Here is an 18,408-nt window from a genome sequence, read left to right as displayed (position 1 = left end):
AGTATCGACACATCCGCGCGCACAGTCTTGTCAGGGACATGTGAGCCTTCTACAGTCCCGATCCGAACCACCTATGGGAGCGCTCCCATCACATGGGGAGACGGGAGCGCTCCCGCCGGTCGCCCCCGCACCCTCTTGGAGAGGCCCCCCGCATGCGACGGTTACCGCCCCACACCCGCGCCCGGCGCGGCCTGTTCGCCACGCTCCTCACCGCGCTCGCCGTGGTCGCGGCGCTGATGACCGCGACGGCTCCGGCCCAGGCCGACACCACGATCTGCGAACCGTACGGATCGACCACCCTCCAGGGCCGCTATGTCGTCCAGAACAACCGCTGGGGCAGCAGCGCCCCCCAGTGCGTCACCGCCACGGACAACGGCTTCCGTGTCACACGCGCCGACGGCTCGGTGCCCACCGACGGCGCCCCGAAGTCCTACCCGTCGGTCTTCAACGGTTGCCACTACACCAACTGCTCCCCGGGAACCGAGCTCCCGGCCCGGATCAGCGGCATCTCCGGCGCGCCCAGCAGCATTTCCTACGGCTATGTGGGCGACGCCGTGTACAACGCCTCGTACGACATCTGGCTGGACCCCACGCCCCGGACCGACGGCGTGAACCGGACCGAGATCATGATCTGGTTCCACAAGGTGGGCCCGATCCAGCCGATCGGCTCCCCGGTCGGCACGGCCACCGTGGGCGGCCGCAGCTGGCAGGTGTGGTCGGGCGGCAACGGGTCCAACGACGTACTGTCGTTCGTCGCACCGTCGGCGATCGACAGCTGGAGCTTCGACGTCATGGACTTCGTCCGGGAGACCGTCGCCCGCGGAATGGCGCGGGACGACTGGTACCTGACGAGCATTCAGGCAGGGTTCGAGCCCTGGCAGAACGGAACAGGGCTCGCGGTGAACTCCTTCTCCTCCACCATCGAAACCGGTGACGGCGACCCCGGCGAGCCCGGCGAACCCGGAGAGCCCGGTGACCCGGTGGCGTGCACGGTGTCGTACGCCACGAACGTCTGGCCGGGCGGCTTCACCGCGAACGTCACCGTGCGCAACGCCGGTTCGGCACCGGTCGACGGCTGGGCGCTCTCCTTCACCCTGCCCTCCGGACAGCGCGTCACCAACGCCTGGAACGCCTCCGTCACTCCCTCCTCGGGCGCCGTCACCGCGAGGGCGACGGACAGCAACGCACGGATCGAGCCCGGCGGAACCCAGAGCTTCGGCTTCCAGGGAAGCTACAGCGGCTCCTTCGCCCAGCCGAACGGCTTCAGCCTGAACGGCACCGCCTGCACGACCGCGTAACACGCCCCCGGCGGCCGAGCGTCCGCCTCGTCCCCCTGCTCCGGGGCCCGCACTTCCTCCCCGCCCCGGCGGGGCGGGCCCCGCTTCCGCCCCCTCCATCCCCCCTGCCCGTCCGGTCGACGCCCCTCCCCGGACGGGCGGGGGTTCCACACGCCGTCCGTTTCCGCCGGTCCCGCCGGCTCCCCGCACGCCCGAGTTCACCAACTCACCACCGGTACAGGAGATCCCATGGCCTTACGCAACAGATTCATCTCCCTCGCAGCGGTACTGGCCACCCTCCTCGGAGGGCTAGGCCTGAGCCTGCTCTGGCAGAACGACGCGAAGGCGCACGGCGTGTCGATGATGCCCGGCTCGCGCACCTACCTCTGCCAACTCGACGCCGTCACCGGCTCCGGAGGACTGGACCCGACCAACCCGGCGTGCCGGGACGCGCTGAACCGCAGCGGCGCCACGGCGCTGTACAACTGGTTCGCCGTCCTGGACTCCAACGCCGGTGGCCGGGGCCCGGGTTACGTGCCGGACGGCACGCTGTGCAGCGCCGGTGACCGGTCCCCGTACGACTTCTCCGCCTACAACGCGGCCCGCGCCGACTGGCCCCGGACGCATCTGACGTCCGGATCGACGATCAAGGTGCAGTACAGCAACTGGGCCGCGCACCCTGGTGACTTCCGGGTCTACCTCACCAAGCCCGGCTGGTCGCCCACCTCCCAGCTGGGCTGGGACGACCTGGACCTCATCCAGACCGTCACCGACCCGCCCCAGCAGGGCTCGCCCGGCACCAACGGCGGTCACTACTACTGGAATCTGAACCTGCCCTCCGGCCGCTCCGGGGACGCGCTGCTCTTCATGCAGTGGGTGCGTTCGGACAGCCAGGAGAACTTCTTCTCCTGCTCCGACATCGTCTTCGACGGCGGCAACGGCGAGGTCACCGGCATCGGGGACTCGGCACCGGACCCGGACCCGGAGCCGACCCCCACGGACCCGCCGCACACCGGCTCCTGCATGGCCGTCTACAACGTGGTGAACTCGTGGAACGGCGGTTTCCAGGGTTCGGTCGAGGTGATGAACCACGGAACGTCACCGCTGAACGGCTGGGCCGTGCGGTGGAAGCCCGGTGACGGGACCCGGATCGGCAGCGCCTGGAACGGGTCGCTGACCACCGGCTCCGACGGCACGGTGACGGTGCGCAACGCCGACCACAACCGCGTGATCGCACCCGACGGGAGTGTCACGTTCGGCTTCACGGCCACGTCCTCGGGCAATGACTTCCCGGCGGGGACGATCGGCTGCGTGGCACCGTAGCGCCGTCCGGTCCCGTCCGCCGGCGGGACCGGCGCGGGGCCCCGCACCGTGACGACAGACGACACGGTGCGGGGCCCTCGCCCTGCGGAAGACCGGCCCGCTCAGACGCCGGCGACCGACTGGATCCAGGAGCGGTACGCCGTCACATTGGTGTACGCGGTGGTCGTCTGGCGGTCGCTGGTGGAGGCGACACCGACCTGGACGCCGTTCGCCATCATCGGGCCGCCCGAGTCGCCGCCGGCGGTGATGCCGTCGCCCCGGCGGGCGCAGATGGCGGAGCCGCCGTAGGCGTCACTGCACCCGCTGGTGACCGTGACGTTCGCGACCTTCAGGTAGCGGGACTGGCAGTTCGCCTCGGAACCGCACCGGGAGGTGGCACCCCAGCCGTAGACCTGCACGTTCTGGCCGACGCGCACGGTGCCCGGCTGGCCCAGGCGGGCGTAGGTGGCCTGCACGGACCGGTCGAGGCGGACGAGCGCCAGGTCCGAGCCGTGGGTGTAGGTCTGGACCCCGTTGGCGACGGTTCCGCCGCTGTGCTGGTCCAGACTCCCGATACGGAACGACAGCCCGCCGCCGGTGACACAGTGCCTGGCGGTGAGGATCCAGGTCGGGGCGATGATCGTCGCCGAGCAGGTCTCCCTGCCGTTGGAGAACAACCGGGCGGCCCAGGGGCCGCTGCCCGCGTAACCGCCGCCGATGATGGGCTGCGGGGCCTTGGTGACCGGGGGCGCCGGCGCCTCGGCCGCACCGGCGTTGGGGGAGAGAAGCGCGAGGACGGAGACCGCTGCCGCGGCGAGAGCGGGCATGAGCCTTGATATGCGCAAGGTTCCTCGATTCCTGGGACACGCCGGTGGGCGTGAAGGTGTGGGGGTCGACGGCCCCGAGGGCCGTGCCTCGGACGAACTCGGCCGGGTGACGGTCGAGTTCGCCGTGGGCAGGGCCCAGAATCCCGGAGAATCGTTCAACGGCGGTACTAACACCTGGCGATAACGCGGTGCTATACCCGGCGGCGGGTGAGGAAGCCCCGATGGCTCGGGGCAGGGACGCCGCGCTACAGCCGGACGACGATCAGCGCGATGTCGTCGGGTCCGCCGTCGGCCACGCCGAGGCGCTGGAGCAGGGTGTCGGCCAGGTCGTGGGGGCTGAGGCGGGCGTGCCGCGCCACGGCGTCGGTGAGACGGAGCAGCCCGGTGTCGATGTCCTCCCCCCGGCGTTCGACGAGACCGTCGGTGTAGAGCACCAGGGTGTCGCCGGGCGCGTACGGCACCGTGGCCTGAGGGCGTGGCGTCTGGTCGGTGAGGACGCCCAGGGGAGGGTCGGTCGCCTGGTCCAGCAGGACGACGCTGCCGTCCTGGCGGGACAGGACCGGCGGGAGGTGACCGGCGCAGGTGTAGGTGATCCGGCGGCTTCGGCGGTCGATCACGGCCTTGGCCGCGGTCGTCGCCAGCGCGCCCTCGAACGTACGGGCGTACCCGCTGAGGACGTCCATGGCCTTGCCGGGTTCGGGGATGGCGCGGACGGCCGCGGACAGGGCGCTGCGGAGCATCCCCATCACGGCGGCGGCCTCCAGGCCGTGGCCGACCACGTCGCCGACCGCGACGGTGAACTTCTCTTCGGGGAGATCGACCACGTCGTACCAGTCGCCACAGACGTTGAGCGACCGGGTGGCGGGCATGTAGCGCACGGCGATCTCGGTGTGCCCGGCCAGGTCGGGGGAGTGCAGCATGGCCTGTTGCAGGGTGAGGGCCGTGTGGCGTTCCCATTCGTGGGCGACGCGCAGTTGGTCGTTGAGGAGCTGGAGGTCCTGCGCCCGGGTGAACAGCTCGGCCTCCCGGTCCTCCTGTGCCTGGTCCGCGACTCCCGGTTCGGCCCGCAGCGGCCGGGACAGCATGAACTCCGTCAGGTCCTCCACCCGGTGGATGATCCACTGAACCTCTCCGTCGGGGCCCAGGACGGGTGTGTTGACGGGGGACCACCATTTCGCCTGGAACACCCCCGGGCGTCCGGCGACCACGAGGTCGTACCGCTGCACCGCCATCGTGTCCGGCTGCTTCGAGCGCAGCACCCGCTCCAGCGAGGCGGTCAGGTTGCGCACCCCGTCGGCGGCGGGGTCCGCCGGATTGTCCGGGTGGACCTCGAACAGGTACCGGCCGACGAGTTCCTCCCTCGTCCGGCCGGTGACCCGCAGGTATGCCTCGTTGACCTCGGCGATCACCAGGTCCGGCGCGAGCACCAGGTAGGGGCTGGGTGTCGCGGCGAACAACGTCCGGTAGTCGATCCGCGGTGTGCTCACGTGTGCTTCTCCCGGTCCGTCCGCCGCCTGCCCTGCTTCCTGTATTCGACCACGTGCCGCCCCGGGCGGCGGACAGCCGCTGCGCCGCCCGGCACCGGCCGGACGCGCGGCGCGGTGCTCGCACCGGGTGCGGCTCAGCCGAGGCTGTTGCGCAGGCGCAGGACGGCGGCCTGGAGGTCGTCGAAAGCGCGCTGCTCCTGGCGTGGCGTCGTCCGCGCGGTCGCGAAGAGGCTGTCGCGCGCCGCCCGGGCCCGGGCATAGGCGTCGAAACGTACGACGACTTCGTCGATCAGCTCCGGCATCGGGGGAGTGGGCTCACGGGACTCGTGTCGGTGCGGCATGGCGGGACGATTCCGGGGGAGAGAGGGGAGGACGCGGCGGTGTGTGCCGCGAGGCGCACGACGTGACGTTCTCGTCCTGCGACCGGGCAGCGCGGGGTCACCGGAAGTCCTGCGGGCGGACGAACCGGACACCGACCGGAATTCCCGGCACACAGGAGCGACCCTAGGCAGTCCCACCGGGCCACGACCGGTCGGCAGGTCGGCAACCTTGCGGGCCGCCGCGTTGCCGGGAGCAGGCAGGGTGAGGCTCCGGACACGTCCGGCCGGCCCCGGTTCCGGCGCGACGGCCCCGCCCGTGCGCTGCCGGCCTCACGACGACTCGCGCACCACCAGTTCGGTCGGCAGCGTCAGCTGCTGCCGGGGCGCGCCGTGCCGGGTGATGTCGGTGAGGATGCGGGCCATGGTGCGGCCCAGCTCCTCCACCGGCTGACGCACCGTCGTCAGGGGCGGGTCGGTGTGCCGGGCGAGGACGGAGTCCTCGAAGCCCACCACGGCCACATCCCCGGGCACCTGCCGCCGCTGACGGCGCAACTCGGCCAGCGCGCCGACCGCCATGAGGTCGGACGCGGCGAAGACGGCGTCCAGATCCGGTGCGCGTTCAAGAAGCAAACGCATGGCGCGGCTGCCGCTCTCCTCGGTGAAGTCACCGGCCTCGACGAGCAGTTCCCTCGCGGGAACGCCGGCCTCCGCGTGAGCGGTGCGCCACCCGGCGAGCCGGCTGCGGCCGACGTCCATGTCCTGGGGGCCGGTGATCGTGGCGATCCGCCTCCTGCCGCCGCCCAGCAGGTGCCGGACGGCCTCGGCGGCCCCGCCGGCGTTGTCGGAGTCGACGTAACTCAGCTGTTCGCCCGCGTCACGCCGGCCGGCGAGCACGGTCGGCAGGCCCATCTCCTCCAGCATGCCGGGCAGCCGGTCCTTGGAGTGCACGGAGACCAGCAGGACGCCGTCCACCCGGCGCGTCGCGACCGACTCGGTGAGCTGGTCCCGCTCCGCCTGGTCACGCACCAGCATGAGCTGCAACTGGGTCCGGCTCTCGGCGAGGGCGCCGCTGACGCCGCGGATCAGCGCGGCGAAGAACGGTTCCGAACCCAGCCGGCTCTCCGACTCCGGGATCACCAGGGCCACGGCGTCGGTGCGGTTGGTCACCAGTCCCCGGGCGACCGAGTTGGGAACGTAGTTGAGCTCCTTGATCGCCGCCAGCACTCTGGCCCGGGCGTCGGCGCTGACCAGGTCGGAGCCGTTCACCACGCGGGAGACCGTGGTGCGGCCCACGCCGGCGCGGGCGGCGACCGTCTTGATCGTGGGACGGCGGTTGCTGCTCATGTGCTCCCCCTCGGCGGCCGCGGCGGCGACAGCTGCCGCGGAGGTGACCTGCGGCAATTCTTGCAGACCCGGCCACCGGCGGAGCACCCCCCACAGTGCGGGAACCGAACGCCGGACCGTCCGCACCCCGACGAGTTGCGTTCAAGTCATTGACAGATCGTTCCGCTGCCACGAGTCTTCGAGACGCGATGGGAACGTGCCCACCCAGAGATGGGCACGTTCCCACCCCGGTTCGAGCCGCTGTAGTCATCGCAGAACGCGTCACTCCGATGTGTCAGCGCCGTCGCTAGGAGGAGATCCATGGGCACTCTCGGTTCACTGCGCACGAAAGCGGTGGCGGCGACCGCCGCCGTCGGTGCGCTGGCACTCGTCGTCGGCTGCAGCGGCGGTGGTGACTCGGTCACCGGCGGTGGCAAGAAGGACGGCAAGGTCACCATCACGATGGGCCTCTTCGGCGTGATGGGCATCAAGGAGACGGGACTCCTGGAGCAGTACGAGAAGGAGAACCCCGATGTCGACATCAAGGCCGAGATAGCCGGCGACGAGCAGACCTACTACACCGCGCTGCAGACCAGGCTCGCCGCCGGCAACGGCCTGAAGGACATCCAGGGCATCGAGATCGGCCGGGCCAAGGAGATCACCGAGACCCAGTCCGACATGTTCGCCGACTTCGCCGGAACAGCGGGCACGGACCACTTCCTGCCCTGGAAGCAGTCCCAGATCAGCACCGCGGACGGCAAGGTGCTGGGCCTGGGCACCGACATCGGCCCGATGGCCGTCTGCTATCGCAAGGACTACTTCGAGAAGGCCGGACTGCCCACCGACCGGGAAGAGGTCGGCAAGCTGTGGGCGGGCGACTGGAACAAGTACGTCGAGGTCGGCCGCACCTTCAAGAAGGACTTCAAGGGCGGTGACGTGGCGTTCATGGACTCGGCCAGCGGCCTGTTCAACGCCATGGTCTACGGCCACTCCGAGCAGTACTACAACGAGAAGGGCGACCTGATCCACGACAAGAACCCGGTCGTCAAGGAGGCCTGGGACCTGTCGTCGGACGCCGGTGAGGAGGGCCTGACCGCCAAGCTGCGCCAGTTCCAGCCGGGTTGGGACCCGGGCCTGGCCAACGGCACGTTCGCGACCGCCGTGTGCCCGGCCTGGATGCTCAGCCACATCAGCGAGAAGGCCGGAGCCGCGAACAAGGGCAAGTGGGACATCGCCCGGGCACCCAAGGGAGCCAACTGGGGCGGTGCCTTCCTCAGCGTGGTCGAGAAGAGCCCGGTGAAGGAGGAGGCCCAGAAGCTCGTCGCCTGGCTGACCGCTCCGGAGCAGCAGGCGCACATCTTCAAGGAGATCGGCAACATCCCGTCCTCGCAGAAGGCGCTGGAGACCGACGAGGTGAAGAGCGCCGAGTCGGAGTACTTCAGCGGCGCCCCGATCGGCCAGATCTTCGGCGCGGCCGCGCAGGAGATCCCGGACAAGCAGGTCCTCGGCCGCAAGGACGGCACCATCAAGGACACCTTCTCGCAGGGCCTGGCCCTGATCGAGCAGGGCACCGCGCGTGACGAGGCGTGGGACACCACCATGGAGCGCATCGAGAAGGCGGTCGGCTGACCGGTCGTCCCCGCGGCCGTCCCGGGCCCGCCGCCCAGTCGCCGGCGGGCCCGGGCCCCGGTTCACACATCCGCTCTCAGGAAGGAAGTCCGGTGGCCACCTCCACCACCAAGGCCCGGGCAGGCGAGGAGCCGCCGGCCGGGCCGGGCACGACAGGCGGCTCGGGAACCGCCCGGCGGCGCAGCGCGCTGCTGCACCGGCTGGACGTCAAGGGCGCGCCGTTCGCGTTCGTCGCGCCGTTCTTCATCGTCTTCGCCGCGTTCAGCTTCTACCCCCTCGTCTACACCTCGTGGATCTCCCTGCACGACGTGGAACTGGCCACCCTCGACGTCATGGAGTGGGTGGCCTTCGACAACTACGTCGAACTGTGGGGCGATTCACGGTTCTGGAACGCGCTGTGGAACACCATCACCATCGGCGTCATCTCCACGGTGCCGCAGCTGCTGATGGCCCTCGGCCTGGCGCACCTGCTCAACTACCGCATGCGCGCCTCGCTGTTCTTCCGCGTGGCCTCGCTCGTCCCGTACGCCACCTCGGTCGCCGCCGCCGCCCTCGTCTTCACCATGATCTTCGAGCGCGACTTCGGCATGATCAACTGGGCGCTCGGCACGGTCGGCATCGACCCGGTGAACTGGGAGGCCGACAAGTGGCCCGCCCAGGTGGCGATCTCCACCATCGTCATCTGGCGCTGGACCGGCTACAACGCCCTGCTCTACCTGGCCGCCATGCAGGCCATCCCCGCCGAACGGTACGAGGCGGCCTCCCTCGACGGCGCCTCCCGGTGGAAGCAGTTCACCCATGTCACCGTCCCGGGCATCCGCTCCACCATCGTCTTCACCATCGTGCTCTCCACGATCGGCGCCACGCAGCTCTTCGGCGAACCGCTGATCTTCGGCCAGGGCCCGAACGGCATCACCGGCGGCGCCGACAACCAGTACCAGACGCTGGGCCTGCTGCTGTACGAGGAGGGCTGGAAGAACTACCAGATGGGCCGCTCGGCGACGGTCGCCTGGGCGATGTTCATGCTGCTCGTCCTCGCCTTCGTGGCGCAGCGTCTGATCAAGCGCCTGCGTTCCCGTACGTCCTGACCTGGAGTCGTCATGACCATCCACAGCCTCCCGGCCCGGACGGACACCCCGGCCCGGACCCCCGACCAGAAGCCGGTCCGCCGCGGCGGCCGCCGGCTGCTGCGCGAGCGCGCGGGGCGCCAGCACCACGCGGGGCCGCTCGCCTACGTCCTGCTCGTCATCATGGCGGTACTGTCGATCTTCCCGCTGTACTGGACGATGGTGGCCGCCTCCACCGACAACACCCGGGTCAGCCAGACCCCGCCGCCCTTCCTGCCCGGACCGAACCTGTTCAGCAACCTCGCCCGGGCGTGGGACGAGGCGGCCATGGGCAAGGCCATGATCAACAGCCTGATCGTGGCCGGGGTGATCGCCCTGTCCACGGTGATGTTCGCGACGCTGGCCGGATTCGCCTTCGCCAAACTGCGGTTCAAGGGACGCAACATCCTGCTGATGCTGGTGATCGGCACCATGATGGTGCCGCCGCAGCTCGGCGTCGTACCGCTGTTCATGATGATGTCCGAGCTCGGCTGGTCGCAGCAGCTGCCCGCCGTCATCTTCCCCACGCTGGTGAGCGCGGTCGGCGTGTTCTTCATGCGGCAGTACCTCTCCGAGGCGCTGCCCGACGAGCTCGTCGAGGCCGGACGCGTGGACGGGGCGCACTCGCTGCGGATCTTCTGGAGCATCGTGCTGCCCGTCGCACGGCCCGCCATGGCGGTCCTGTTCATGATCACGTTCGTGCACGCCTGGAACGACTTCTTCTGGCCGTTCGTGGTGCTCGACATGACCAACCCGACGGTGCCCGTCGCCCTCACCCAGCTCAGCGCCGGCTATGTCCGCGACCAGTCGCTGATCATGGCGGGCGCGCTGCTCGGCACGCTGCCGCTGCTGGCGATGTTCGTCGTCTTCGGCCGCCAGATCGTCAGCGGCATCATGGCCGGCGCCGTCAAGGGCTGACCCGCCCACGCCTCCGCGCCCCACCCCACCCCACCAGGCACCCGCCTGTGCATCCCCCCTCTCCCGAAAGGACTTACGTGGTCACCGCAGCACAGCAGACCGCGTCCGCCCCGGACGCCGCCCGCACCTTCCCCAAGGGCTTCCTCTGGGGCTCGGCAACCGCCTCCTACCAGATCGAGGGGGCCGCCGCCGAGGACGGCCGTACGCCGTCCATCTGGGACACCTACGCCCGCACCCCCGGCCGGGTCCGCAACGGCGACACCGGGGACATCGCCACCGACCACTACCACCGCTGGCGCGAGGACGTCGCCCTCATGTCCGAACTGGGCCTGGGCGCCTACCGGTTCTCCCTCGCCTGGCCCCGGATCCAGCCCACCGGCCGCGGCCCCGCCGTCCAGAAGGGCCTGGACTTCTACCGGCGTCTCGTCGACGACCTGCTCGACAAGGGCATCCAGCCCGTCGCCACCCTCTACCACTGGGACCTCCCGCAGGAGTCGGAGGACGCCGGCGGCTGGCCGGAGCGTGTCACGGCCGAGCGGTTCGCCGAGTACGCGGCCCTCGCCGCGGACGCCCTCGGCGACCGGGTGAGGACCTGGACCACCCTCAACGAGCCCTGGTGCAGCGCCTTCCTGGGCTACGGTTCCGGCGTGCACGCCCCCGGCCGCACCGACCCGGTCGCCGCCCTGCGCGCCGCCCACCACCTCAACCTCGCCCACGGCCTCGCCGTCCAGGCGCTGCGCGACCGTCTCCCGGCCGCCGCCCAGTGCTCGGTCACCCTCAACATCCACCACGTGCGGCCGCTCACCGACAGCGACGCCGACACGGACGCGGCCCGCCGGATCGACGCGCTCGCCAACCGGGTCTTCACCGGCCCGATGCTCCAGGGCGCCTACCCGGAGGACCTGCTCAAGGACACCGCGGAACTGACCGACTGGTCCTTCGTGCGCGACGGCGACCTCGAACGGATCCACCAGCCGCTGGACTTCCTCGGCGTCAACTACTACACCCCCACCGTCGTTTCCGCGGCCGACGGCAGCGGCACCCACACCTCGGACGGACACGGCAACAGCGCCCACAGCCCCTGGCCGGGCGCCGACACGGTCGCCTTCCACCAGCCGCCCGGCGACACCACCGCCATGGGCTGGGCCGTCGACCCCAGCGGGCTGTACGACCTGCTGCGCCGGCTGTCCGCCGACTTCCCCAGGATGCCGCTGGTCATCACGGAGAACGGCGCGGCGTTCGACGACTACGCCGACCCCTCCGGGAACGTCAACGACCCCGGCCGCATCGCCTACGTACGAGGCCACCTGGCCGCCGTCCACCAGGCCATCCTCGACGGCTCGGACGTGCGCGGCTACTTCCTGTGGTCGCTGCTGGACAACTTCGAGTGGGCCCACGGCTACAGCAAGCGCTTCGGCGCGGTCTACGTCGACTACCCGACCGGCACCCGCATCCCCAAGGCCAGCGCACGCTGGTACGCACAGGTCGCCCGCAGCGGGGTCCTGCCCGGTGCCTGACCTCCCCCGGGGCGGCGCACCCGCGCCGCCCCGGGGTCACGGGGAGTCCGTCACCACCGGCGCGGGCGTGGGGACGACCCGGCTTCCCGGTGGCGCCGCGGGCGCCTCCGTCGCGGCCCGCGGGCCGCGCGGCGACTCGGCGGGCTCCGGTGACGCGGACGGACTCGGTGTGGACGAGCCGCTCACGGGGGGCGGGGCCAGCGGAACGGTGGGGGAGACGGGCTCGCCGGCCCCCGGCGTGTTCAGCAGGGGCAGGGCGACGAGGGCGGCGACGGCGCACGTCAGGGCGACACCCGCCACGGCCCGCGCCCGCCGGCGCCGCGCCGCCCCGCGACGGATCGCCTCGAACCTCCCGGGGGGCGGGCCGAGGTAGTCGGACGTGGGCCGCAGGACCACGGCGAGGGGATCGTCGGGCTCGAACTCCGGACCTTCGTCAGAGCGTGTGATCAAGGCTTCTCCTCAGGTGGGCGCGGAGCAGTTCCCGGGCCGCGTGGAGATCGGCCTTGACGGTTCCCTCCTTGCGTCCGGTCACGGCGGACACCTCCCGGATCGGCATGTCAGCGTAGTAGTGCAGCAGGATGGGCACCCGCAGTCGTTCCGGCAGCGACTGCACGAGCAGGCGTACGGACGGGTCGGACTGCTCGGTGTGCGGCCGGACGGCGGCTTCGGTGCCGGCCCGGTGCACGGCCCGGCGCTCACGCTCGAGCCTGCGCCAGTGGTCCCGGACCAGGTTGGCCGCGGTGACGTAGAGGAAGCCACGGGGCTCCGCCACGGAGGTCCAGCGCGACCACAGCCGGGTGAACGCCTCCGAGGCGATCTCGTGGGCCGTCTCGTCGTCGTCGACCAGCCGGCGGCACCAGCCGGCGAGACGCGGGTAGAGGGCGGCGAAGAGTTCGGACGCTGCCTGCTCGCGGGACCGTTTCAATGTTCTCCAGGGTGACGGCGGTACCGGTGGTGCGGTACCGCTCGCGACGGGGTCCCGGGCCGCCGGCGCGCGGCGCGCCGGGACCCCGTCGCCGGGTCAGGACGTCGTGGCGCTCAGCACGGCGAACACGATCACGTTGTCGCGGTACTCGTCCCCCGTGCGGGGGCCGCCGCAGGTGATGAGCCGCAGCTCCGGACGGTCGACGTCCCCGTAGACCGCCTCCGTCGGGAAGTCGGCCCTGGGGACCGTGCGCACCTCACCGACGGCGAACTCCGCCGCCGTGCCGTTCTCCAGGCGTGCCGTGATCCGGTCGCCCCGGCGCAGCCGCGCGAGGTGACGGAAGACGCCGTCCCCGTGAGCGCCGACCGTGACGTGGCCGAGGATCACCGACGGGCCCTTCTGGCCGGGCGTCGGTGAGTGCCGGTACCAGCCGGCCCGGTCGTCGGCCGTGATCGGAGGCACCTCGACACTGCGGTCCGGGGCCAGCCCCAGCCGCATCACCGGGGTGTCGACTCCGATGGCGGGGATCTCGAGCCGGACCGGAACCGACCGCCCGAGGGCCCGCGCCGCCCCCGCGGAGGGTGCGGCGGGCTCCCCGTCCCGGCGCCGTTCACCGGCGGACGGCCCGGTCCGGTGCCCGCCGCCGCAGCCCCCGAGGAGCGCGGCGGCCGCCCCGGCGGCGAAGGCACGCCTGGAGAGCGACCTCATTCCCCGGTGGCCCGCCTGCGTACGAGGAAGACCGCCGCGCCCCCGGCGGCGAGCACCGCGGCGCCCCCGCCGATGAGGACGCCGTCGCTTGCGGACTCCGGCGACGCGGGAACGGCACCGGTGTCGGGTGCGCCCCTGGGGACGACGGTGACCCCGCCCGTGTCCTCCGCCGGGGCCGGGTCACCGCTCTCGGCGGGCACCGGGCTCGGGTCCGTTTCGGCGACCGTGGCCGGCGACGCGCTGGGGGACACCGCGGTGTCCGGCACGGGGGAGGGGTCGTCGGCGAACGCGGGCATCGCGCTCGCCAGTACGGCGGTACAGGCAAGTGCCGTGGCGCTCAAGACAGTTCGGCGCATGGGTCGCTCTCTTCTCGGTCCGCCCGCACGGTGCCCCGGCGGGCTGGGTCATGGATCGTGCGGAGAGACGAGGCAGCGACGGCCCGGGTTGCAAAGAGCGGGTAAAGCCGGGCCGTCGCCGACGCCGGACTCAGTCGAGGACGGCGGTCGCCTCCACCTCGACCAGCACATCCGGCTCGAAGAGGTGGTCCACACCGATCAGCGACGAGGGAGGAAGCGGCACGTTCAGCCCGATCTCCTCGGCGACCTGCTCGACGCCCGCCATGAACGGGCCGATCTTCCCGGGCGCCCAGTCGGTGACGTAGAACGTCAGCCGCAGCACGTCGTCGAACGACGCGCCCGCTCCCGCGAGGCCCGTCGCGGTGTTCCGCAGCGCGTGGGCGACCTGCCCGGCCAGGTCGCCGGGGGCGAGCGGGGAGCCGTCCGCCGAGCGGGCGACCTGGCCGCTGACATGCACGTGACGCGTGCCGGTGCCGACGGCGACATGCTCGTACGGCGTGGGGCGCAGCATGCCTTCAGGGGTGAAACGACGGACGGACATCACGGTCTCCTCAGGTGTTCCCGGTAGGTATATCTTTGCTACCTGGTACACGAAGGACACTTCAAGGAGACCAAGTATCGTGCCGGATACCCCGCCGGGCCACGAGGGCCGGTTCGAGATCGCGCTCCCGCACCGCGAGCTGCTCGACCAGGTGCTGGACAAGTGGTCGCTGAGCGTGCTCAACGAACTCTGCGAACGGCCCTGCCGGTTCAACGACCTGCGCCGTGCGATCCCGGCGGTGACCCAGAAGTCGCTCACCGCGACACTGCGACGGCTCGAACGCAACGGCATCGTCGAGCGGGTGCTCCTCAGCTCGCGCCCCGTCGCCGTGGAGTACCGGATCACGCCGCTGGGCAAGACCATGCGGCCGCCGGTCGAGGTGCTTCTGGAATGGGCGGCCGCCCATCTGCCCGAGATCGAACGCGCGCGCCGCGCCTACGACCTCGGATGACCGGACGCGCGGCGTCGGGGCAGGCCGGGCTCGGACCGTCGCAGCTCACGCCGAGGGTGTGACGAAGGGCGAAGTCCGGCCTCGGCGAACGCCGTTGGGCGTCGTGGGGCCTCCGACTGCTGGCAGAATCGGGTCACCTACCGGAAGACCTTGAACGGGAGTGGACGGATGAACGCGGCGCAGGACGGCACAACTCGGTCGGTGGACACGGCGATTCCTGCGGGGCGGACCCGGTGGGGGAGGGTCGCCCTGATCCTCGGGGCGCCGGCTCTGCTCGTGTTCGGCCTGCTGTTCCTCATGCTGCTCTGGGTACTGGTCGGCTGACCTCCCGAGCCCCTGGCACACCCCTGGCCCGAAATCCCTCAGGCCACCGCCCGGCCGTCGTCGACGGGAACGCCCAGCCGGCCGGCCACCGTGGTGAGCGCGGCGCCCAGGGGGAGCGCGACCCGGGTGACGGCGTGCCGGTCGCCGCGGGTGGGATCCCGGTTGACGATCAGCACCGGTGTCCCGGCCGCGGCGGCCTGCCGGACGAACCGCAGCCCGGACATCACCGTCAGCGAGGAGCCGAGGACCAGCAGTGAGGACGCCCCGCGGACCAGCGCACGGCAGTGCTCGACCCGCTGGGGCGGAACGTTCTCCCCGAAGAACACCACGTCCGGTTTGAGGATGCCGCCGCACACCGTGCAGGGCACCACACGGAAGTCGCCGACCTGCTCGTCGGTGAGATCGGCGTCACCGTCGGGGTTGATCCCGGTGGCCACCGGCGCGAAGCCCGGGTTGGCCTCCTCGAGCCGCGCCGCGAGTGCGGCCCGCGGGCTGAGGTCACCGCAGGACAGGCAGACGACCCGGTCCAGGCCCCCGTGGAGCTCCACCGCACCCTCGCTGCCGGCGGCCCGGTGCAGCCCGTCGACGTTCTGGGTGATCACTCCCGAGAGCAGACCGTGCCGCCCGAACGCGGCCACGGCCCGGTGCCCGGCATTCGGGCGGGCACGGCCGAAGGTGCGCAGGCCGAGGTGGCTGCGTGCCCAGTACCGGCGGCGTGCCCGAGGGCTGCCGGTGAAGTCCTGGTAGGTCATCGGAGTGTGCCGGCTCAGGCTCCCGCCCTCGCCCCGGTAGTCGGGGATGCCCGACTCCGTGGAGAGGCCCGCGCCGCTGAGCACCAGGACACCGCCGGCGCCCAGCGCGTCGGCGACCGGCGCCAGGTCCGTGGTGCCCGGCGGCAGGTCATCGGCAGGGGTCCAGCTCAGGGTGGGGCGCATGCGCATGCCGCCAGGGTACGGAACCGGCTGCCCCGACCGCCGTCCGCGCAGTGCCCGGCCGCCCGGGCAGCCGGCGGCCTCAGCGGCCGGCGCACGGTGGTGCCGGGAACGGGATGCCCCGCTCCCGGCACACAAGGGCCCCGCGTCAGCCGCGGACGTCGACGTCGATGCAGGCGTAGAACGCGTTGGCGGTGTCGGCCACGTTCCAGACCGCGAGGACCTTCTGCTGCCCGGTGAGACCGCCGAAGTCGACCTGGTGGTTCACGACTTCACCCGGCCTGGCGCCGCCGTCGTCGAACAGGGCGATCCGCTGACCGCCGGCGTAGTACTCCCAGGTGCTGGTCGCGTGCCGCGCCGTGAGCCGCCAGGAGAAGGTCGTGTTCCCGGCGACCGGCGTGACCGTCCAGCCCTTGCCGTCGTCGTCCAGTTCGGCGAAGCGGCTGTTGCCGCCGCTGCAGCTCGTCAGGCCCTTCGGCCCTTCGACGCTCTGCGGTTCGTAGGTGATGTCCCCGCAGGAGACCGTTCCCGCGGCGCACTGGGCCTGGCGGCTGGGCGGGTCGGAGATGTAGCCGTGCGCGCTCGCCGACGAGGCGGGGAGGCTGACGGCGACCACGGGGGCGAGAGCCGCGCCGATCAGCGCGGCGGTCTTCTTGCTGGTACGCATGGAGGAACTCCTTCACATCGGATCGTCCCGGAGCGCGCACGGCCATGGATCATGAAGGGGGGACCGCACGCGGCACGGCGACCGCTCGTGGGTGGGGCCAAGAGGCGCGAAGGTGGCGCGCGTTCGCCGTCCTCGCGGGGAAGTGGTCGGGGCCCGCGGAGGATCAACTCCCGAAGCGGAGCGGCGAGTTCTGTTGGACTAGACCATACAAGCGGTGGGCGTGACCGTGTCAAGAGCGGGGCGGAACGGCACGGGTGTGCCGCCCGTGCCGCACCGGGACTCCGGTGGTGGTCCGCGGGAAGGGTGACGGTGGCGTCGTACGGGGCGCCCGGCCGGGCCGGTCAGCGCCCGGTCGCTCCGTCGATGAGTTCGCGGAGGATGTCCGCGTGGCCGGCGTGCCGGCCGGTCTCCTCGATCATGTGGGTGAGCGCCCAACGCACGCTGGGAGCCGGGCTGTTCGGCCGGGAACGGGGCAGTGGCGCCGCGAGGTCGGTGCACCCGTCGAGTACGGCGTTCGCCCGGGCCACCGCCTCCCGGTACCGGCCGACCACATCGGCCACGCCGTCCTCGGGCGGGGCCCGGAAGGTGCCCTGCCAGTCGGTGACCCGGTCGCCGAGGAACGTCGCCCGCTCGACGAAGGTGAGGTGGTGGAGCAGTCCCAGCAGGTTCGTGCCCGACGGGACGCGGGCGGTACGGACGTGCGGTTCGGGGGCGTCCTCGACCTTGGCGGAGACCGAGGCGCGGAGGTAGTCGAGGAAGCCGCGCAGGACCTCGCTCTCACTGCTTCCGGTGCGGGGCGGCGGGGTGTCCCTGCGGCTTCCGCGGCGCGGGGTGGCGGACATGGTGCCTCCTCGTGGGACGGGGCCGGTTCAGGCGGTGCGGCGGACGATCAGGACGTGGTCGATGACGTCGGCGGACCGCCCGTCCGGCCCGGTCGCGGTCCGGCGGGGCGCGTCGGCCCGCTCGACCGTCCACGTTCCGGGGGCCAAGGCCATGTCCGCGGCGACCTCCCGCGGAGAGGGATACCGGATGCCGGGGTCCTGGTCCCACGACCAGGGAGCGGTCGATCCGTGGTCGACGACCAGCAGGCGTCCGCCCGGCCGCAGCGCGTGCGCCGCCGAACGCAGCACGCTCGCCCGGTCCAGATCGAGGGGGGTGTGCAGATAGTGGGCGCAGACGAGGTCGAACGAGCCGTCCGGGAAGGACTCGCGCAGATCGTGGCGCCGGGCGGTGATCCGGTCGCCCACGCCGTGCGAGGCGGCCAGTTCGCCGAGGCGCTCGACCGCCACGGACGAGACGTCGACGGCGGTGACCCGCCACCCCCGGCGAGCGAGCCACAAGGCGTCACCACCGGCGCCGCAGCCGAGGTCCAGCACATCACCGGGCGGCAGGCCGCCGACCACTTCGGTGAGACGTGCGTTGGGCCGCGGATCGGTGGCCGCCGGGCGCTCGGCGTGGACACCGTCCCAGAACCTGACCGCATCGGTGGAACTCATCGAGGACTCCTTCTGCCGGGTGGGGATTCCGATTCTCGTCCGGCCCCGAGCCATGCGGCACGAAATGTTGCCGATACGGCAAGTCGGCTCGGGGGAACGCCTGTTGGCAGGGGCAGGCGGGGGTGCGAGGAGCGGGTGCCGACCGGTGGAAGCGGCCGGCGGCGGCCGATGGGCGGGCGGGCCCGGAACCGGCGGGACGACGCGGTCGGACCCGTCGTGCGCCGCCCGCGGTCCACGCGGCCGGCCGGCTCGCTTCGCTGCCGGAGAGGGCCCTCGCCTGCCGGCCACCGAGACAGGGAGGG

General features: G+C 71.9%; 21 protein-coding genes. 8 read left to right on the top strand and 13 right to left on the bottom strand.

The window, feature by feature from the left end:
- The first annotated feature begins 152 nt into the window (after positions 1-152).
- The gene (locus ACZ434_RS30400) at positions 153-1,298 is read left to right on the top strand and encodes a glycoside hydrolase family 12 protein (protein WP_468461510.1); all 1,146 of its coding nucleotides are present in this window, start codon (positions 153-155) and stop codon (positions 1,296-1,298) included.
- 228 nt (positions 1,299-1,526) lie between these two features.
- Positions 1,527-2,600 (top strand): lytic polysaccharide monooxygenase, encoded by a 1,074-nt coding sequence (locus ACZ434_RS30395; protein ID WP_468461508.1) that lies wholly within the window; start codon positions 1,527-1,529, stop codon positions 2,598-2,600.
- A gap of 101 nt (positions 2,601-2,701) precedes the next feature.
- Here ACZ434_RS30395 and ACZ434_RS30390 read toward each other — a convergent pair whose 3' ends face one another.
- The 4 genes from ACZ434_RS30390 to ACZ434_RS30375 all read right to left on the bottom strand — a co-directional run bounded on the left by ACZ434_RS30390 (position 2,702) and on the right by ACZ434_RS30375 (position 6,557).
- A complete protein-coding gene (locus ACZ434_RS30390; RefSeq protein WP_468461506.1) occupies positions 2,702-3,424 on the bottom strand; it encodes a S1 family peptidase in 723 nt (240 codons plus the stop codon).
- Positions 3,425-3,651: 227 nt separating this feature from the next.
- Complete coding sequence (locus ACZ434_RS30385; protein ID WP_468461504.1) at positions 3,652-4,893, bottom strand: PP2C family protein-serine/threonine phosphatase; 1,242 nt, start codon at positions 4,891-4,893, stop codon at positions 3,652-3,654.
- Positions 4,894-5,027: 134 nt separating this feature from the next.
- Entirely contained in the window at positions 5,028-5,234 is a 207-nt protein-coding gene (locus ACZ434_RS30380) for a hypothetical protein (protein WP_468461502.1), read from the bottom strand.
- Between the two features lie 309 nt (positions 5,235-5,543).
- Positions 5,544-6,557 carry a LacI family DNA-binding transcriptional regulator gene (locus ACZ434_RS30375; protein WP_468461500.1) on the bottom strand — a complete coding sequence of 338 codons (1,014 nt, stop codon included), beginning with the start codon at positions 6,555-6,557 and terminating at the stop codon, positions 5,544-5,546.
- Positions 6,558-6,857: 300 nt separating this feature from the next.
- Here ACZ434_RS30375 and ACZ434_RS30370 point away from each other — a divergent pair, with 300 nt between their 5' ends.
- The 4 genes from ACZ434_RS30370 (at position 6,858) to ACZ434_RS30355 (ending at position 11,706) form a co-directional block, all read left to right on the top strand.
- Positions 6,858-8,165, top strand: a complete 1,308-nt coding sequence (locus tag ACZ434_RS30370) for an ABC transporter substrate-binding protein (RefSeq protein WP_468461498.1) — start codon at positions 6,858-6,860, stop codon at positions 8,163-8,165.
- 92 nt (positions 8,166-8,257) lie between these two features.
- On the top strand, positions 8,258-9,253 hold the full coding sequence (locus ACZ434_RS30365) for a carbohydrate ABC transporter permease (RefSeq protein ID WP_468461496.1): 996 nt from the start codon (positions 8,258-8,260) through the stop codon (positions 9,251-9,253).
- A gap of 12 nt (positions 9,254-9,265) precedes the next feature.
- A complete protein-coding gene (locus tag ACZ434_RS30360; protein ID WP_468461494.1) occupies positions 9,266-10,189 on the top strand; it encodes a carbohydrate ABC transporter permease in 924 nt (307 codons plus the stop codon).
- 77 nt (positions 10,190-10,266) lie between these two features.
- Complete coding sequence (locus ACZ434_RS30355) at positions 10,267-11,706, top strand: GH1 family beta-glucosidase (protein WP_468461492.1); 1,440 nt, start codon at positions 10,267-10,269, stop codon at positions 11,704-11,706.
- A 36-nt stretch (positions 11,707-11,742) separates the two neighbouring features.
- Here the strand turns inward: ACZ434_RS30355 and ACZ434_RS30350 are convergent, their stop codons facing one another.
- From ACZ434_RS30350 to ACZ434_RS30330, 5 genes are all read right to left on the bottom strand, one after another.
- Positions 11,743-12,156, bottom strand: a complete 414-nt coding sequence (locus ACZ434_RS30350) for a hypothetical protein (RefSeq protein WP_468461490.1) — start codon at positions 12,154-12,156, stop codon at positions 11,743-11,745.
- A complete protein-coding gene (locus ACZ434_RS30345) occupies positions 12,140-12,631 on the bottom strand; it encodes an RNA polymerase sigma factor (protein WP_468461488.1) in 492 nt (163 codons plus the stop codon). The genes ACZ434_RS30350 and ACZ434_RS30345 overlap by 17 nt, the downstream gene beginning before the upstream one ends.
- Before the next feature lie 96 nt (positions 12,632-12,727).
- On the bottom strand, positions 12,728-13,339 hold the full coding sequence (locus ACZ434_RS30340; protein ID WP_468461486.1) for a class F sortase: 612 nt from the start codon (positions 13,337-13,339) through the stop codon (positions 12,728-12,730).
- Positions 13,336-13,695 (bottom strand): sortase-dependent protein, encoded by a 360-nt coding sequence (locus ACZ434_RS30335; RefSeq protein ID WP_468461484.1) that lies wholly within the window; start codon positions 13,693-13,695, stop codon positions 13,336-13,338. The genes ACZ434_RS30340 and ACZ434_RS30335 overlap by 4 nt, the downstream gene beginning before the upstream one ends.
- 130 nt (positions 13,696-13,825) lie before the next feature.
- A complete protein-coding gene (locus ACZ434_RS30330) occupies positions 13,826-14,236 on the bottom strand; it encodes a RidA family protein (RefSeq protein ID WP_468461482.1) in 411 nt (136 codons plus the stop codon).
- Positions 14,237-14,315: 79 nt separating this feature from the next.
- On the opposite strand from ACZ434_RS30330, the gene ACZ434_RS30325 reads away from it, so the two are divergent.
- Both ACZ434_RS30325 and ACZ434_RS30320 read left to right on the top strand, forming a co-directional pair.
- The gene (locus ACZ434_RS30325) at positions 14,316-14,687 is read left to right on the top strand and encodes a winged helix-turn-helix transcriptional regulator (RefSeq protein ID WP_468461480.1); all 372 of its coding nucleotides are present in this window, start codon (positions 14,316-14,318) and stop codon (positions 14,685-14,687) included.
- A 168-nt stretch (positions 14,688-14,855) separates the two neighbouring features.
- Entirely contained in the window at positions 14,856-15,011 is a 156-nt protein-coding gene (locus ACZ434_RS30320) for a hypothetical protein (protein ID WP_468461478.1), read from the top strand.
- A 38-nt stretch (positions 15,012-15,049) separates the two neighbouring features.
- On the opposite strand, the gene ACZ434_RS30315 is transcribed toward ACZ434_RS30320, so the two are convergent.
- From ACZ434_RS30315 to ACZ434_RS30300, 4 genes are all read right to left on the bottom strand, one after another.
- Positions 15,050-15,952, bottom strand: coding sequence for an NAD-dependent protein deacetylase (locus ACZ434_RS30315; protein WP_468461476.1), 903 nt, complete (start codon positions 15,950-15,952; stop codon positions 15,050-15,052).
- A gap of 139 nt (positions 15,953-16,091) precedes the next feature.
- Positions 16,092-16,610: a lytic polysaccharide monooxygenase auxiliary activity family 9 protein gene (locus tag ACZ434_RS30310; protein ID WP_468461474.1), complete on the bottom strand. Its 519-nt coding sequence runs from the start codon at positions 16,608-16,610 to the stop codon at positions 16,092-16,094.
- 341 nt (positions 16,611-16,951) lie between these two features.
- Positions 16,952-17,452, bottom strand: coding sequence for a DinB family protein (locus ACZ434_RS30305; protein ID WP_468461472.1), 501 nt, complete (start codon positions 17,450-17,452; stop codon positions 16,952-16,954).
- A gap of 27 nt (positions 17,453-17,479) precedes the next feature.
- Positions 17,480-18,106 (bottom strand): class I SAM-dependent methyltransferase, encoded by a 627-nt coding sequence (locus ACZ434_RS30300; protein WP_468461470.1) that lies wholly within the window; start codon positions 18,104-18,106, stop codon positions 17,480-17,482.
- Positions 18,107-18,408: the final 302 nt, after the last annotated feature.

Source organism: Streptomyces sp. NPDC030893 (assembly GCF_055571535.1).
This window is presented reverse-complemented; position numbering and strand designations above follow the sequence as displayed.

Excerpts from the sequence above, each read along its gene's own strand:
- ACZ434_RS30400 (WP_468461510.1), top strand. The coding sequence starts at position 153 with ATGCGACGGTTACCGCCCCACACCCGCGCCCGGCGCGGCCTGTTCGCC.
- ACZ434_RS30395 (WP_468461508.1), top strand. The coding sequence starts at position 1,527 with ATGGCCTTACGCAACAGATTCATCTCCCTCGCAGCGGTACTGGCCACC.
- ACZ434_RS30380 (WP_468461502.1), bottom strand. The coding sequence starts at position 5,234 with ATGCCGCACCGACACGAGTCCCGTGAGCCCACTCCCCCGATGCCGGAG.
- ACZ434_RS30375 (WP_468461500.1), bottom strand. The coding sequence starts at position 6,557 with ATGAGCAGCAACCGCCGTCCCACGATCAAGACGGTCGCCGCCCGCGCC.
- ACZ434_RS30370 (WP_468461498.1), top strand. The coding sequence starts at position 6,858 with ATGGGCACTCTCGGTTCACTGCGCACGAAAGCGGTGGCGGCGACCGCC.
- ACZ434_RS30360 (WP_468461494.1), top strand. The coding sequence starts at position 9,266 with ATGACCATCCACAGCCTCCCGGCCCGGACGGACACCCCGGCCCGGACC.
- ACZ434_RS30340 (WP_468461486.1), bottom strand. The coding sequence starts at position 13,339 with ATGAGGTCGCTCTCCAGGCGTGCCTTCGCCGCCGGGGCGGCCGCCGCG.
- ACZ434_RS30335 (WP_468461484.1), bottom strand. The coding sequence starts at position 13,695 with ATGCGCCGAACTGTCTTGAGCGCCACGGCACTTGCCTGTACCGCCGTA.
- ACZ434_RS30330 (WP_468461482.1), bottom strand. The coding sequence starts at position 14,236 with ATGTCCGTCCGTCGTTTCACCCCTGAAGGCATGCTGCGCCCCACGCCG.
- ACZ434_RS30320 (WP_468461478.1), top strand. The coding sequence starts at position 14,856 with ATGAACGCGGCGCAGGACGGCACAACTCGGTCGGTGGACACGGCGATT.
- ACZ434_RS30315 (WP_468461476.1), bottom strand. The coding sequence starts at position 15,952 with ATGCGCATGCGCCCCACCCTGAGCTGGACCCCTGCCGATGACCTGCCG.
- ACZ434_RS30310 (WP_468461474.1), bottom strand. The coding sequence starts at position 16,610 with ATGCGTACCAGCAAGAAGACCGCCGCGCTGATCGGCGCGGCTCTCGCC.
- ACZ434_RS30305 (WP_468461472.1), bottom strand. The coding sequence starts at position 17,452 with ATGTCCGCCACCCCGCGCCGCGGAAGCCGCAGGGACACCCCGCCGCCC.
- ACZ434_RS30300 (WP_468461470.1), bottom strand. The coding sequence starts at position 18,106 with ATGAGTTCCACCGATGCGGTCAGGTTCTGGGACGGTGTCCACGCCGAG.